A 14,856-nucleotide genomic window follows, 5' to 3' on the forward strand; every position below is an offset into this window, starting at 1 on the left:
CGGCACCGGGGCGGGCCGCTTCTCACCGGTTCGTGATCACGCCGGGGCGGTGAACACGTAGCTGCCCGAGGGCAGGTGGTAGGACGCGGCGCCCTGGCCGTAGCCGAACGGCACCGCTTGCGCCGGTGCGGTCACCGCGGCGGCCGAGGCGGCCGGCACCCGTACCGTCGCCGAGGTGCCGGCGGGGACGGTGACCCGCAGCGTGAGCACCCCGCCGGACACCGACCAGTCGCTGACCGCCTGCCCGTAGGGCGTCTGCATCGCCGACCTGGCCGAGGTCAGGCCGCCGCCGGGGCGCGGCGCGACCAGCTGCGACTGGTAGCCCGGGCTGGCTGCGGACAGGCCGCCGACCTGCCGGTAGAGGAAGTCGCCGACCGAGCCGAGGCCGTAGTGGTTGAACGAGTTCATCGACGGGGTCTGGAAGGTGCCGTTGGTCTGGATGCCGTCCCAGCGTTCCCAGATCGTCGTCGCTCCCCTGCTGAGCATGTAGCCCCAGCCGGGATAGCCGGGTTGCAGCAGGATCTGGTACGCGATGTCGGCCCGGCCGTTGTCGGCCAGCACCGGCAGCAGGTTCTCCACGCCGAGGAAGCCGACGGTCAGGTGACCGCCTGCCGACGCGACCTCGGCGACGAGCTTGTTCACCGCCCCGGCGACCCGGTTGGCCGGCAGCAGCCCGAACGCCAGCGCCAGCACGTAGCCGGTCTGGGTGTTGCCGGCCACGGTGCCGTCGGCGGCGACCCACCGGTTGGTGAAGGCCGTCGCGACCTGGTCGGCGAGCGTGCCGTAGCTGCTCGCCTGCGCGGTGCGGCCGGTGGCCGCGGCCATCCGCGACACCAGCCGCGCCGACCAGGAGAAGAACGCCGTGGCGATCAGGTCGCGGGCCGTGTCGTCGTTGACGTTGAGCCAGTCACCGTAGCCGCCGGTGTTGCGGATCAGGTCCGCGCCCGACGTGCTGCGCAGGTAGTCGACCCAGCGGGCCATGGCGTCGAAGTGCTGGTTCACCACCTGCAGGTCGCCGTAGCGCTGCCACAGCATGTACGGCACGATCACGCCCGCGTCACCCCAGCCGGCCGTGCCCGCGCCGCAGCAGGCGTCGGGTGCGGTGTCGGTGAACGCGCCGTCGGCGTGCTGGGCGTCGACCAGGTCGTCGGCGAACTTGTCCAGGAACGCCTGCATGTCCAGGTTGAACGTGGACGTGGCGGCGAACGAGGCGATGTCGCCGGTCCAGCCGAGCCGCTCGTCGCGGTTCGGGCAGTCGGTCGGGATCGACAGCATGTTGGACCGCTGACCCCATACGATCGCCTGCTGCAGCTGGTTGATCAGGCTGTTGGACGTCGTCAGCGTGCCCGGTTGGCTCGCCGAGGTCCACGCGGCCAGGCCGGTGACGGTGTCCAGGTTCGGGGTGCCCGGGAACCCGGTCACCTCGACGTAGCGGTAGCCGTGCACGGTGAACCGCGGCGTCCAGACCTCCTGCGTGCCGGGACCCGCCAGGGTGTACCGGTCGGTGGCCAGCCCGGCGGCCCGCAGGTTGTCGGTGTAGATGGTGCCGTCGGCGTTCAGCACCTCCGCGTGGCGCATGGTGACCACGGTGCCGGCCGCGCCGGTTACCCGCAGCCGGTTCCAGCCGGTGAAGTTCTGCCCCATGTCGAACACCCACACGCCGGGCTTGGGCTGGTTGACCGAGACCGGCCGCCGCTCGGCCTGCACGGTGACGCCGTTGTCCACCTGCGACACCAGGCGCGGCGCGGTGCCGGTACGCACCGCCGCGGCGGGCCAGGCGCCGTCGTTGAAGTCCGGGCCGTCCCAGCCGTTGACCGCCAGCCGGGCGTCGTACTCCTCGCCGCTGTAGAGGTCCTCGGCCCGGATCGGGCCGGTGGTGACCTTCCACGTGTTGTCGGTGCGGATCACGCCGCTGGTGCCGTCGGTGTAGCTGATGTGCAGCTGGGCGGAGTACCAGGGCTGGGTGCCGTAGCGCTGGGAGCCGGCCATGCCGAGGCTGCCGGAGTACCAGCCGCTGCCCAGCCACGCGCCGAGCGCGTTGGTGCCCTGCCGCAGCTGGCCGGTGACGTCGTACACCTTGTACTGCAGGCGCTTGTTGTAGTCGGTCCACCCGGGCGCGAGCGCGTCCGCGCCGACCTTGGCGCCGTTGAGCCTGGTCTCGTGCAGGCCGAGGGCGGTGGTCAGCAGGCGGGCCGAGGCGACCGGTTTGCTGACCGTGAAGCCCTTGCGCAGCAGCGGGGCGCTGCGGCGCACGACCACGTTGGCGCCCCACGGCCCGGTCCCGTACGCGGTGAGCGCCCGCGCCGCGGCCCAGCCGCTGTCGCTGAAGCCGACCTGCTGCCAGCCCGACGGGCCCGTCTGCGACGCCTTCCAGCTCGCGTCGGTGGACACGGTCGGTCCACCGGCGACGGTGAGCTTCGCGATGAGACCGGTCGGCGACTGGGTGGTGTTCTGCGCGGCGACCGCGATGACGTTGTTGCCCGCGGTCAGCCGGCCGACCAGGTCGACGACCGTCGCCTGCTTCCAGGAGTCGGTGACCCGCGGCGAACTGCTGACCTGCACGCCGTTGACCCACACGTCGGCGGTGTCGTCACCGGTCACCACCAGGCTCGCCTGGGTCGGTGCGGCCGACAGCGCGACCGTGCGCCGGAAGTAGCGGGTCATCGGCGGCAGACCGGCGATCGGGTCGCCCTCCGGATACCAGATCCAGGAGGCCCCGGTCAGGCCGTCGGTGACGGCGGGCTGGCCGATGTAGGAGCCCTGCCACTCGGACGCCGGGCTGCGCAGGCCGGTCTCGAAGAACTGGACGGTGCTCCAGCCGCTCGCGCGGCCGTGGGTGTCCCAGACCCGCACCCGCCAGTAGTACCGGCGCAACGAGGTCAGCGCGGGACCGGCGTACGCGACGTCGACGGCCTGGCGGCCGGCCACGCGCCCGCTGTCCCACACGTCGCCGGTGCCGTTGCCGGCGTTGGCGCTGCTGCTGGCCACGATCACCTGGTACGCGGCCTGGAACTGCTGCGCCGTACTCGACGTCAGCTTCCAGCCGAACCGCGGCGCGGCGGCGTCGACGCCCAGCGGGTTGACGCGCCGCTCGGCGGTCGCCTCCCCCACCGCGAACGGCGACGCCCCGCTGATGGTCGGCGCGATCACCCCGCTGTTCCACGGCGCGACGCCGTATGCGCCCAGGTCCATGGCGGCGGGCCAGGACCCGTCGGCGAAGCCGGGCTGCTCCCAGCCGGTCGGCGCGCTCTGGAACGCCTTCCAGCCGCCGTCGGTGATCAGGTCGACGGTGCCGCCGGCAGCGGCGACGTACACCCGGCCGAGCAGGCCCGCGGGGCCGGAGCTGGTGTTCTGCGCCGCGACGGCGAGCGTGTTGGTCCCGGCGACCAGCGCGGGTGCCAGGTCGATGTAGACGGCGTTCTTCCAGGCGTCGACGACCCGGGCCGACCCTGCGAGGGGCTTGCCGTTGAGCCATACGTCGACGGTGTCGTCGCCGGTGACGACGAGTTGCGCGTCGCTGACCGCACCGGCGGGCGCGGTGAACGTCTTGCGGAAGTAGCGGTGAGCGACCGGTGCGGTGGTGCGCGGATCGCCTTCGGGATACCAGATCCAGTGTGCGCTGCTGACGCTGACGGGGGTGGCGGCGGCTGCGGGCACGGCGGACAGGACGGCGGTGGCGGTGAGGAGGACGGCGAGGGCGGCGGCCACTCGTCCGCGGGGGCTGCGGGCAGGATCGGGACGGTGCATGGCGACTCCTATGAGGGGGATCGCGTGCGGCGATTAAAACGTTTCATTTCACGGCCGGTGTCCAGACACTAGGGTGCCCAATCAACGCTGTCAATATCTCGCCGTAACGTCCCCGACACATGGGGCACATCAGTTGGAGCGGACCGGAGGGGACTCGAACCCCCGGTGGGGCGTGGCACGCCAGCGTCCCCACGCGCCGTCGAGCCACCCGCGCGTGCGCGGCATCTGACTCGGGGCGCTGCGATAACCCGGCTCTGCCACCGGTCCGACCGCATCGTCGGCCCCCGACGATGCGACGTGCAACGCCTTTCCTGCTCCTGCCCGAGCAGGGCCGGAGCCGCATCCGGCATGGCTCGGCAAGCGGCCCCGGACCTGGGATCAGTTGGAGTAGAGGTATTTGACTCCGTTGAGGGCCAGCACGCTGGTGCGCGACCCGGTGACGCCCGAGTTGAGGTTGCGCCAGCCGTTGTTGCTGCTCGCCTCGTGCACGTAACCGCCGGCCATCGTGTAGATCAGCTTCTCCCCGTTGAGGTTCGCCGCCGCGATGGTGGCGCTGGAGACACCGGAGATGCCGGTCCACACGTTCGCCCAGCCCGCGTTGCTGGCCGCTTCGTACACCGAGCCGCCGTTGACCACGTAGAGGATCTTCGTGGTGCCGACCGTGATCGCGGCGACGGCCGAGCCGGGCACGCCGGTGTTGAGGTTGCGCCACCCGTTCGCGCTGTGCGCCTCGTGCACGTAGCCGCCGACGATGCTGTAGATGTACTTGACGCCGTTCAGCCCGATCACCGAGATCGAGGAGTTGCCGACCCCGCCGATCCCGGTGTTCAGGTTGCGCCAGCCGTTGTTGCTGCTCGCCTCGTGCACGTAACCGCCGACCACGCTGTAGATCAGCTTCTCCCCGTTGAGGTTCAGCGCCGCCAGCGCCGTGCCCTGCGCGCCGTTGATGCCGGTGTGCAGGTTGTTCCAGCCGGCGTTGCTGGCCGCCTCGAAGATCTGGCCGCCCTTGACGCTGTACAGGATCTTCACGCCGTTGAGCTGGATCGCGGCCGTGGCCGACCCGGTCACCGGACCGTAGCCGCCGGACACCGGCAGCATCCGCCATCCGTTGGCGCTGTGGGCCTCGTACACCTGCTGCCCGCCGTTGCAGTTGGCGCTGGTCGCGTTGCGGGCGGGCGAGACCGGTCCGTTGACCCAGATCGGGCCGGTGTTGGCGCTGCCGTCGGAGGTGATGCCCGAGGCCGAGCCGTTGAAGTAGGCCTCGGTCTTCACCCCGTCGCGGGTCACCTCGTAGTGCAGGTGCGGTCCGGTCGAGTTGCCGGTGCTCCCCACCCAGCCGATCGGCGTGCCGCCGTCGACCCAGCCGGAGCTGCGCGTGGCCGGCTGGAGCATGTGCATGTACGTGGTACGCCAGCCGCCGCCGTGGTCGATGACGGCGTAGTTGCCGCCGCCGCCGCTCCACCCGGCGCTGATCGTGCCACCGGCCGCGGCGAGGATCATGCGGCCGTTGCTGCCGCCGCCGGTGAACGTCATGTCGATGTCGTAGTCGTCGTGGCCCGCGTACGTGGCCAGCCGCCACGTCTCGCCGCACGGGAACGGCAGCTGGAAGAACGGCATCGGGCCGGCCGCACGAGCCGGACCGGCCCCGACCGCCAGCACGGCCAGCAGCATGGCGCACACGCCGGTCAGGGCGCGACGAAATCCTCCGGACAAGGGGGTGCCTTTCGTTGAGGCACGGCCGATCCGGCCGTGACTGCGACAGGGGGTGTGCGACGCGCACGCGCCACGCGGAGATCGATCAGGCTCGACGGATCGCGCGCGGCCGGATGGTACGGTGGCCGACCTACAACCCGTGCACATCGCCGTATAACCGGTCGGCCGCGGCCGCCGTACTGCACGCGAGGTGAGGATGTCCGTCCACTTCGACCTTCTCGGCCCGCTGACGGTGTCCCGTGACGGCCGTCCGGTCACGCTCGGCTCGACGAAGCAGCAGCTGATACTGGCGGCCCTGCTGCTTCGGCCGGCCGAGGCCATCAGCACCGACGAGCTGGTGGCGATGCTGTGGGGCGACCAGCCGCCCGCGTCGGCCGCCGCAAACGTGCGCACCTACGTGCGCGGGTTGCGCCAGGCGCTGACCGAGCCGCCAGCCGCCGAGCGCCGCATCCTCACCACCCCGGGCGGCTACCTGCTGCGGGTCGAGCCGGGCGAGCGGGACCTCGACCGGTTCGACGCCGCCGCGGCGCGTGGCCGGGCGGCGCTGGCCGACGGCGACCCGGCGGGCGCGCAGGCGGAGCTGGCCGACGCGGTCGGCATGTGGCGTGGCCCGGCGCTGGCCGGACTGCCGCTGCCCCGGCTCCTGACCGGCCGGGTCGCGCAACTGGAGGAGCGACGGCTGCTGGCCGAGGAGGACCACGCCGTCGCGCGGCTCGCGCTCGGTGAGCCGGCCGTGGTCATCCCGCGGCTGCGCGCCCTGCTCGAGCGCCATCCGCTGCGGCAGCGGGCCTGGGCCCAGCTCATGGCGAGCCTGTACCACATCGGCGACGTCGCCGGAGCGCTGGCGGCGTTCGGGCAGGCCCGACGGGTGCTGGCTGAGCAGACCGGCATGGACCCCGGACCGGAGCTCACCCGCCTGCACGACGACGTCCTGCACCACCGCGTCGGACCGCGGCCCGAACCGGGCAACAGCCCGCCACCCGGTCCGCCGGAGGGGCAACCGCGGCAGCTCCCGCTCGCCCTGCCGGGCTTCGTCGGCCGCGACGCCGAACTGGCCCGGCTCGACTCCGCCCTGGACGTCGACGACGATCGACCGGCCGGGGTGGACATCACCACCGTCAGCGGCATGGCCGGCGTCGGCAAGACCACGCTCGCGCTGCACTGGGCCCACCGGGTCGTCGACCGTTTCCCCGACGGCCAGCTTTACGTGAACCTGCGCGGATACGACGACGCCGATGCCGTGTCCCCGGCCGACGCCCTGGTCGCCTTCCTGGAGGCGCTCGGCGTGCCGATCGGCCGCATCCCGACCAGCACCGACGCCCGGACCGGGCTCTACCGGAGCCTGCTGGCCTCCCGCCGGATGCTCGTCGTGCTCGACAACGCGCGCGACGCCGACCAGGTGCGCCCGCTGCTGCCCGGCGCGGGCCGGTGTGTCGTCCTCGTGACGAGCCGGGACCAGCTCAGCAGCCTCGTCGCGGCGGAGGGTGCCCGGCCGTTGACGCTGGACGTGCTCACAGCCGCGGAGTCGATGAGCCTGCTGCGCAGCAGGCTCGGCGCTGACCGGGTCGCCGCGGAGCCTGCGGCGACCGCCGAGATGATCGAGGCGACCGGCCGCCTTCCGCTCGCCCTGTCGATGGTCGCGGCGCGGGTCGCCGGCAAACCGACGTTCCCGCTCGAAGCCGTCGCGGCGCAGCTACGCCCGGCCGAGGGCAGGCTCGGGGCGCTGGCCGACGGTGACGTGCGGCGCGTGTTCTCCTGGTCGCACCGGGCCCTGAGCGCGGATGCGGCACGCCTGCTGCGCCTGCTCGGCCTGCATCCCGGCCCCGACCTGACCGGCGACGCCGCCGCGGCACTGCTCGGTCGGCCCCGGGCCGACGTCACGCCGCTGCTGCACGAGCTGACCCGCCTGCACCTGCTGACCGAGCATCTGCCGGAGCGATACGCCCTGCACGACCTGCTCCGCTCGTACGCAGCCGAGCTGGCGCAGGCGTCCGAACAGGCCGACGTCCGGCAGGACGCCCGGCGCCGGATGTACGACCACTACCTGCACAGCGCCTATCCGGCCGCGCTGCTGCTCCAGCCGACGTGGACGCCGGTCGACGCCGTGCCCGCGCTGCCGTCGAACATCCGCGTGCCGGTAGCCGACCGGACCGGCGCCGCGGCGTGGTTCAACGCCGAGCACCCCGTCCTGCTGCGGGTCCTGCGCCAGGCCGCGGAGACCGGCTTCGAGCGGTACACCTGCCAGCTCGCCTGGACGCTGGCCGCCTACCTGGCCCCGCGCGGCCTGTTCCAGGAGCAGCTGGCGGCCCAGCAGGCCGCGCTCACCGCCGCGGAGCGGATCGGTGATCTGCAGGCCCAGGCCCTCGCCAACCGGATGCTCGCCCGCGCGCTCATGCGGCTCGGCGACCACGATGGCGCCGAACACCGCGTGCAGCGGGCACTCGACCTCTACGAGCAGCTCGGCGATCTGGACAGTCTCGCGCTGACCCTGCGGCACTACACCGAGCACTGCACCGCGCGGGGCCGGCTGAAGGAGGCGCTCACCCACAGCATCGAAGCGCTACGGGTGTCCCGGCTGATCGGCAACCGTTACGCCGAGGCCCGCGCGCTGAACACTAAGGGATACCTCCATGCCCTCAACGGCGACTTCGGGCAGGCCGTCGCCGACTGTACGGAAGCCCTCGATCAGCAGCGGCAGATGGACGACCGGGTGGGCCAGGCGGCGACGCTCGACAGCCTCGGCTTCGCATACCAGCGGCTCGGCGACCTCGACGAGGCGGTGGAGTGCTACGAGCAGTCCATCGAACGCTTCCGGGACTCCGCCAACCGCTACCACGAGGCGGAGACCCTCACCCGGCTCGGTGAGGCGCGCGAGGAGATGGCGGACCTGCCCGCGGCCGCCGAGGCCTGGCGGCGGGCGAAACGCATCTACGACGACCTCGGGGACCCTGCTGCCGACGGGGCCCGGCGGCGGCTCGCCCGCGTGACGGCCGCCTGATCGCGCGGCCAGGCTGCCGGCACCCGCCGGGCCGCGGTCGGCGTGATCGGAGCGCGATGGTGCCGGGTCCGGCCGTCACTCGGCGAACGGGATCCTGCCTGGGACGCTACTTCCCCGGCAGCAGCGCCAGCACGGCGACCACCGCGCGGTGGTCCGTGCCCGGCACGGTCCGTTCGCCGACGGAGACGCCTGCCAGGCCGGAGCCGTGCAGGACGTGGTCGATCTGCACCAGCGGCGGCAGCAGGGTCATGCCCACGGGCCAGGTGCGGGCCCAGCCGCGACCCAGCTCGGCATGGGTGTCGGTGAGGCCCGCGGCGAGCAGCTCCCGCATCGGCGTCTGGTCCAGGGTGGCGTTGAAGTCCCCCAGGAGGACGGTGTCCGGGCCGCTGTCCCTGGCCACGGAGGCGAGGGCGCGCATGTCCCGGGTCCAGCGATCCGCGTCACCGACCGGGTAGTACGTGTGGACGGCCACCAGCCGTACGGTGCGTCCGTCGACGGTCACCTCGGCGGTGGTCTGCGGCCAGGCGGTGTCGGCCTGCAGCGGGCCGCCGCGGGTCAGCGGGAACCGCGAGTAGATCGAGGAGTCGTACTCGGGGCGAAGCTCGTGATAGGGCAGCAGGGTGTCCAGGCCGGCCTCGGTGAGCGCGGCGATTCCGGCGACCGGCAGCTGCTGTACGGAGAGCACGTCGATGCGCTCGGTCCGCACCAGCCGCACCAGGGCAGCCGGGTCCGCCGCGCCTACATTGGCGTTGAGGGTGGCCACGCGCAGTATGGCCGCCTGTGCCGGAACGCTCTGCTGGTCCGGTATGAAGCGAGGTGCCAGCAGCGCGACCTGAGCAGCGGTCAGCGCGGCGACGACGATCACCGCCCACCGCGAGCGCAGCGTGGCGACGGCGAGCATGAGGCCGAGCCCGAGCAAGCCGAGCGCGACGGAATACGGGAAGAGCACGATCGGCACGGCGAGCGGGGTTCCCGCGTCCAGCCCGGTCAGCCGCACGATCAGCAGGGTGAGCGGCACGGCGAGGACGGCGCCCAGGGCGAGGCGGGCGGCCAGTCGGGCCAGCCGGCGGCGACTGCGACGAGCATCCGTCTGCTGCCGGTCGGCAGTCTGCGGGGCACTGACGGCGGTGTCGGTCAACGGTCCCCCACTCTGAGCTGCGCGCGGTGATCATACCGTCGCGGCCGCACCGCTGTTCCCGGTGCTGATCTTCATCGGCACCGCGACCCGGCCGGGAGTTTCGGGTGCCGAGATGTCATCGGCGCGTCCGCGTGGGGTATGACGAACCCATGACCGAACCGATCTCGACACGCAATCTCGACCGATACGGGTCCGCGGAGCTGCCGTGGAGCCGCCCGCGCGACATCCTCGTCAAGGACACGCCCGAGGCCGACCTGACGTTCTTCGTGGCGACGGTGCGGCCCGACGGACGCCCGCACTCGGCCGGCGTGGGGGCGGTATGGGTGGACGACGCGCTGTACTTCACGAGCGGGCCGGGCACGCTCAAGTCGCGCAACCTGGCGGCGAATCCGGCGTGCAGCGTCTCGGTGCGCCTGCCCGGTATCGACCTGGTGCTGGAAGGCGAGGCGAATCGGATCACCGAAGCGTCCGTGCTGGAACGTCTCGCGGCCGTCTACCGCGAGGGCGGCTGGCCCGCCTCGGTGGACGACGACGCGCTCACGGCCCCGTACAGCGCGCCGAGCGCGGGCCCCGCACCGTGGCATCTTTACCGCCTCACGCTGCGCACCGCCGTCGGCGTGGCGACCGCCGAACCCCACGGCGCCACCCGCTGGGACTTCGCCCACTGACAGAGGTCACCCCGCCGTCCACGGCCGGAGCTTGTCGGGGTTGCGGACGGCCCAGATGTGCCTGATCCGGCCGCCCGCGACGTCGAACGCCGCGACCGTCACGATGACGCCGTCCTGCTGTGCCACCAAGCCCGGCCTGCCGTTGACGGTGCGTTCCAGGATCTTCATGGCGGGCGCCCAGTCGGCGATCCGGACGGCGTAGCGGGCGACCTGTTCGCTGCCTTCGACGGCACCGAGCACGGTGCTGACCTGGCCGCCGCCGTCGGCGATCATCGTGACGGCGGGGTCGAGCAGGCTGATCAGGGCGTCGATGTCCTTGGCTTCCCAGGCCCGCTTGAAGTCCCGGACGAGTCGGGCCTGCTGGGCGGCCGGATCCGCGGGAGCACGCGCCGCGCGGATACGACGGCGGGCCGAGGAGGCCAGCTGGCGACAGGCCGCGGGCGTACGGCCGACGATCTCGGCCACTTCGGCGAAGGAGTGGCAGAAGACGTCGTGCAGGACGAACGCGACCCGCTCAGCCGGGGTCATCTGTTCGAGCACGACGAGGAAGGCCATGCTGACCGACTCGTCCAGGGTGACCCGGTCGGCCGGGTCTACCGTGCTCCCGCCCGACCGGCCGCCGATCCAGTCGGTGCGGCCGGGCAGCGGTTCAGGGACCCATTCGCCCACGTAGCGCTCCCGCCGGGCCCGAGCCGAGCCGAGCAGGTCCAGGCAGACGCGGCCGGCGACCGTGGTCAGCCAGGCGCCGGGCGACTCGATGGCCTCCTGCTGCTGCCGGGACATGGCGTACCAGCGGGCATACGTCTCCTGCACGGCGTCCTCGGCCTCGCTGAACGAGCCCAGCAGCCGGTACGCGAGATTGATCAGATGGCGCCGTTCGCTCATGATCGCGCGCAGGCCCGGGTCGGCTCCACCGTCCACCGGCTCGGCTGGGATGTCCATGATGTCGCCTGCTCCTGCCTCGCGGTCGCGGTCACCGGTTCGACGAAACGGCGCCTCGGAACGTGAGGTCGACGAGCCGCCTCACATTCCCGGCGGTTGCATCGTCGGACTACCGGGACACCATCCTGCACGTGGGAGAGCCGGGCAACCCGGCCGGCTCCCGATCCGACCGATCTCAAGGAGTTTCCGATGCGTAAGGCCTTTGCCGCGCTGGCGGTCCTGCTCATGCTGGTCGTCATGGCGGAGTTCTTCTTCGCCGCGAGCGGCGCGTTCGGCATCGCGACCGATGACGCGGCCTACCGGCCCCACCATGCGCTGGGGTATGTGACCTTCCTCTTGCCGGTGCTGATGGTGATCGTCGCCGTGCCGGCCCGGATCCCTGGGCGGCTCATCGGGTCGACCGCGCTGGTGGCCGGGCTGACCGCCGGCCAGGTGGTGATCGCCAAGGTCGCCGGGGCCATCGGTGACACGGGTGACGGCACCGTCGGCGGGCTCGTCTTCGGTCTGCACGCGCTCAACGGCCTGGCCCTGCTGGCCGTGGTCGTGACGGTCGCCCGGCGGGCGTGGACGCTGTCGAGGTCCGCGGCCCCCGCCGGGCGGACCGGCACCGGCGAACACGCGCAGCCGTCCGGACAGGTCGCCGAACCTGCCGCACCGGTGTCATGACACGAAGACGTGGCATCGAAGTTGCGGTAATCTTTCGCAGTCCTGGGGAGTGACACGGTGGTGCCTCGCCGGCTCCGGGACGGCTGTGGATGAGTCTGGCCGCACCATTTCGGGGAGCGCGATTTGTCACCGTACGCGAACGGCAACGACCTGGCCCTGGCGAGCCTCGACTTCCTGGGCGACGACGACGAGCTCCGGGAACGTGCCCGCGCCGAGCAACTGGCGGCCGACGGCGAGCCCGGGCCCGCCGACCGGCGTCAGGGTGTGGCGGCGTCAGGGGCGATCCGGGTCACGACCAGCGCGCAAGGTCTGGTGGACGACGTCGAGGTCACCCGGAACTGGCGCGAGCACGTCGACCCCGACGCGTTCGCGGACGCGCTGTTCGAGGCGTACGCCGCCGCACTGGCGCAGACGGTGAATGCGGCAGCGCTGCGCGAATTCGCCGCGTCCGAACAGGACGGAGGCCTACGGCGGCGTCCCGGTACCCGCGGAACGAGCACGGCGAGTCCCGAGCCGCCGGCCGACGCCCAGGTGTGGCTCGCCACGGTCTGGGACACGCTGCGCGAACTCGACGACACGTTGCACCGCCTCGAGCGCGGGCGGCCGGAGGGCGAGAGCGTGCGGCGCGTCGCGAGCCCGCACGGTCTGCTGACCGCGACGTGCCGAGGTCGCCAGGTGACCGCCGTCAGCGGCGATGCCCGGCGGATCCGCGAGGCCGACCCGCAGCAGCTGCGCACCGAGGCCCTGGCCGTGTTCCGTGCCGCCCGGCACGACGAACCGGCATGACCGCCGACACGGCCGAGAAGGGAGACGGGTCATGGGTGCAGAGGTAACCGTCGTCACCGACGCGCTGCTGGACGAGGCCGCGAAGTGGCGGGACCTGTCCGACCAGGTGGCTCCCGTCAAGAACGCCGCCGACAGTCTGGAGCTCGGCGTGACCGCGTTCTTCATCGGCGACCTGAACGCGCTGGTGCATTCGCAGGCGTACCACGACTTCCAGGACTTCATGGTCACCGTCCTGAGCGGTGCGGTGGTCGAGTTCGACCAGCTCGCCGGCGCGCTTGTCAAGATCGCCAAGGAGTACGACAAGGCCGACGCGATCGTCTCCCTCGACCTCAACCAGATCTACAGCGCCTGACGCTGGCACGCCCCCGGGAAGGACATCGGCATGGCGCCACCCACCTCCGACATCGAGTACAGGGAGCCGTTCCGCAAGGCTTTCGAGGAGATCCGCACCGGCCTCGACAAGGCGATCGACGAGTTCAACAAGATCGTCGATCAGGTGAAGGACTGGGCCTGGCTGCTCGGTGGGGCGGCCCTGTGGTGGATCAAGAACAATCTCGACGCCGTCCGGGACGGACTCCAGAAGATCATGGACCGGGTCCGGTACGCGTTCGACCACGAGCTCCCGGTGCTCTCCCTGATCACCACCAGCTTCAAGTGGGTCCACCAGGTGAAGGGCCCCGTGTCGGAGCTGTCCTTCGCGACCACCGAACCGCGCAACGAGAACCTCGCCAAGTGGACCGGCGACGCGGCGGGCGCCTACCGGGACAAGGCCGGCAAGCAGAAGGCCGCCGTCGACGAGACGGTCGCCAAGGCCGAGTTCATCAGCCAGTGGCTGTTCAAGATCGCGCAGGCCAACGTCGACTACGCCGTCGAACTCGCGAAGATCGTCACGGGTCTGGCGGGCAAGCTCACCCAGGCGGCGGTCGACGCGACGACCGTCATCGACATCCCCTGGGCCATCGACACCCTCGCCGAATCCGCCGGCGACCTCGTCGAGGACGGACTGAACAACCTGCTCAGCATCGGTGAGCGGTTCGTCGACGCGCTGGGCAACGTCAGGGACCTGGCCACGCAGGTCGGTGACCACTCGAAGCTACCCGGCGGGAGGTGGCCCGAGGCCGTCCGCGGCTGACGCCGCGCCGCCGGAGGCCGCACAGGTCAGGACGCCACCCGCCACGCCTGCGACACGACGCCCAAGGTGGACTCGGCGACCGCGGCGGTCGCCTCTGCGAGGGTCGGCTTCGGCGTGAAGGCCTTGCCGCCCACGGCCAGCCACACCTCGACGACCAGATTCCCGCTCCGCGCGTGGATCTTGTACTCGGAGTACTTGAAGCCCGGCTCGGTCTCGATCGTGAACGCCTCCGCCACCTCGCCGATCCCGTCGACCGGCCCGTCCGGCGTCATCCGGGTCACCGCCCGCTCGGCCCGGTAGAGCCGCTCGGCGTCGGCCACCGAGGCGAGCGCCACCGCTTCCACCCGCAGGCTGGCGATGTGCCCGTCCGACGTGGCCATCTCGAACAGGCACGCCTCGCCGGGACCGGACGGCGGCGGTGCCGGATCAGTACGTTTCACCTTGAGCGACAGGTCGGCGAGCGGGGTGAGGTCGGTCCTCGCGCACAGGCCGACGACACCGGCCTCATACCGCGGGCCGGCCGGACTGGGCGTCGTCGGCGCGGATCGGGACGTGGCTACGGTCGTGGGCGTGGCAGCCGGTGCCGGCCGGTCGGTGCACGCCGCGGTCGGCAGGACGATCGCGAGCGCCCCGATGGCGGCGGCGAGGGACGTGCTGCGAACAGGACGGAAGACCACGCCCCCGAAACTACCGGATCTCGTCGATGTGTCGTCCCCGCACACGACGGAAGGCAAGGCACCGCGTCCGTAGGTAGGGTTCTGGTATGTCGAGCGAGACTCCGGAACTGGTGGCCCACAAACGGATGATCAGCGCGCGGACCGTGCTGGAGAACAGGGCCGACCTGCGCGCATACCCCCACCGGCACCTGGCGATCGTGTCGCAGTTGATGGCGGCGGGTGAGGGCGTCACCCAGCTGCTCGCCGCCGTGGAGATCCTCGACCGGTTCGGCTGGGACCTGGTCAACGTGTCCGAACTGACCGGCAGGCAGGTCTACGCGTTCATGCGTCGGCGCTGAGTGCACTCCCCGGACGCGGTGGCTCACTGCCGCTGGATGCGGGAGGCCGGC

General features: G+C 71.9%; 12 protein-coding genes and 1 tRNA gene. 7 read left to right on the forward strand and 6 right to left on the reverse strand.

Annotated features, from left to right (window positions below):
* Nucleotides 1-36: 36 nt before the first annotated feature.
* The 3 genes from FLL47_RS22125 to FLL47_RS22130 all read right to left on the reverse strand — a co-directional run bounded on the left by FLL47_RS22125 (nt 37) and on the right by FLL47_RS22130 (nt 5,460).
* Nucleotides 37-3,747, reverse strand: coding sequence for a family 78 glycoside hydrolase catalytic domain (locus FLL47_RS22125; RefSeq protein ID WP_144122477.1), 3,711 nt, complete (start codon nt 3,745-3,747; stop codon nt 37-39).
* Between the two features lie 139 nt (nt 3,748-3,886).
* Nucleotides 3,887-4,014: transfer RNA gene (locus FLL47_RS43040), tRNA-OTHER, on the reverse strand.
* A 111-nt stretch (nt 4,015-4,125) separates the two neighbouring features.
* The gene (locus FLL47_RS22130; protein WP_246158414.1) at nt 4,126-5,460 is read right to left on the reverse strand and encodes a M23 family metallopeptidase; all 1,335 of its coding nucleotides are present in this window, start codon (nt 5,458-5,460) and stop codon (nt 4,126-4,128) included.
* Between the two features lie 196 nt (nt 5,461-5,656).
* Here FLL47_RS22130 and FLL47_RS22135 point away from each other — a divergent pair, with 196 nt between their 5' ends.
* Entirely contained in the window at nt 5,657-8,458 is a 2,802-nt protein-coding gene (locus tag FLL47_RS22135) for an AfsR/SARP family transcriptional regulator (RefSeq protein WP_144122478.1), read from the forward strand.
* 106 nt (nt 8,459-8,564) lie between these two features.
* Here the strand turns inward: FLL47_RS22135 and FLL47_RS22140 are convergent, their stop codons facing one another.
* Nucleotides 8,565-9,596, reverse strand: coding sequence for an endonuclease/exonuclease/phosphatase family protein (locus tag FLL47_RS22140; protein ID WP_144122479.1), 1,032 nt, complete (start codon nt 9,594-9,596; stop codon nt 8,565-8,567).
* A gap of 149 nt (nt 9,597-9,745) precedes the next feature.
* Here FLL47_RS22140 and FLL47_RS22145 point away from each other — a divergent pair, with 149 nt between their 5' ends.
* The gene (locus FLL47_RS22145) at nt 9,746-10,264 is read left to right on the forward strand and encodes a pyridoxamine 5'-phosphate oxidase family protein (RefSeq protein WP_144122480.1); all 519 of its coding nucleotides are present in this window, start codon (nt 9,746-9,748) and stop codon (nt 10,262-10,264) included.
* Nucleotides 10,265-10,270: 6 nt separating this feature from the next.
* Here the strand turns inward: FLL47_RS22145 and sigJ are convergent, their stop codons facing one another.
* Nucleotides 10,271-11,206, reverse strand: coding sequence for an RNA polymerase sigma factor SigJ (sigJ, locus tag FLL47_RS22150; protein ID WP_144122481.1), 936 nt, complete (start codon nt 11,204-11,206; stop codon nt 10,271-10,273).
* Nucleotides 11,207-11,395: 189 nt separating this feature from the next.
* Here sigJ and FLL47_RS22155 point away from each other — a divergent pair, with 189 nt between their 5' ends.
* The 4 genes from FLL47_RS22155 (at nt 11,396) to FLL47_RS22170 (ending at nt 13,790) form a co-directional block, all read left to right on the forward strand.
* Nucleotides 11,396-11,872, forward strand: a complete 477-nt coding sequence (locus FLL47_RS22155) for a DUF6220 domain-containing protein (protein WP_144122482.1) — start codon at nt 11,396-11,398, stop codon at nt 11,870-11,872.
* Between the two features lie 123 nt (nt 11,873-11,995).
* A complete protein-coding gene (locus FLL47_RS22160; protein WP_144122483.1) occupies nt 11,996-12,658 on the forward strand; it encodes a hypothetical protein in 663 nt (220 codons plus the stop codon).
* A gap of 31 nt (nt 12,659-12,689) precedes the next feature.
* Complete coding sequence (locus FLL47_RS22165; RefSeq protein ID WP_144122484.1) at nt 12,690-13,010, forward strand: hypothetical protein; 321 nt, start codon at nt 12,690-12,692, stop codon at nt 13,008-13,010.
* A 30-nt stretch (nt 13,011-13,040) separates the two neighbouring features.
* A complete protein-coding gene (locus FLL47_RS22170) occupies nt 13,041-13,790 on the forward strand; it encodes a hypothetical protein (protein WP_246158416.1) in 750 nt (249 codons plus the stop codon).
* A 26-nt stretch (nt 13,791-13,816) separates the two neighbouring features.
* Here the strand turns inward: FLL47_RS22170 and FLL47_RS22175 are convergent, their stop codons facing one another.
* On the reverse strand, nt 13,817-14,467 hold the full coding sequence (locus tag FLL47_RS22175) for a hypothetical protein (RefSeq protein ID WP_144122486.1): 651 nt from the start codon (nt 14,465-14,467) through the stop codon (nt 13,817-13,819).
* Nucleotides 14,468-14,553: 86 nt separating this feature from the next.
* Here FLL47_RS22175 and FLL47_RS22180 point away from each other — a divergent pair, with 86 nt between their 5' ends.
* Nucleotides 14,554-14,805, forward strand: a complete 252-nt coding sequence (locus FLL47_RS22180) for a transcriptional regulator (protein WP_144122487.1) — start codon at nt 14,554-14,556, stop codon at nt 14,803-14,805.
* The last annotated feature ends 51 nt before the right edge of the window (nt 14,806-14,856 follow it).

Source organism: Catellatospora sichuanensis (genome assembly GCF_007483665.1).
Taxonomy (GTDB): domain Bacteria; phylum Actinomycetota; class Actinomycetes; order Mycobacteriales; family Micromonosporaceae; genus Catellatospora; species Catellatospora sichuanensis.

Coding starts and splice junctions, on each gene's coding strand:
- FLL47_RS22145 (WP_144122480.1), top strand. CDS start 9,746: ATGACCGAACCGATCTCGACACGCAATCTCGACCGATACGGGTCCGCG.
- FLL47_RS22165 (WP_144122484.1), top strand. CDS start 12,690: ATGGGTGCAGAGGTAACCGTCGTCACCGACGCGCTGCTGGACGAGGCC.
- FLL47_RS22155 (WP_144122482.1), top strand. CDS start 11,396: ATGCGTAAGGCCTTTGCCGCGCTGGCGGTCCTGCTCATGCTGGTCGTC.
- FLL47_RS22170 (WP_246158416.1), top strand. CDS start 13,041: ATGGCGCCACCCACCTCCGACATCGAGTACAGGGAGCCGTTCCGCAAG.
- FLL47_RS22135 (WP_144122478.1), top strand. CDS start 5,657: ATGTCCGTCCACTTCGACCTTCTCGGCCCGCTGACGGTGTCCCGTGAC.
- FLL47_RS22125 (WP_144122477.1), bottom strand. CDS start 3,747: ATGCACCGTCCCGATCCTGCCCGCAGCCCCCGCGGACGAGTGGCCGCC.
- FLL47_RS22180 (WP_144122487.1), top strand. CDS start 14,554: ATGTCGAGCGAGACTCCGGAACTGGTGGCCCACAAACGGATGATCAGC.
- sigJ (WP_144122481.1), bottom strand. CDS start 11,206: ATGGACATCCCAGCCGAGCCGGTGGACGGTGGAGCCGACCCGGGCCTG.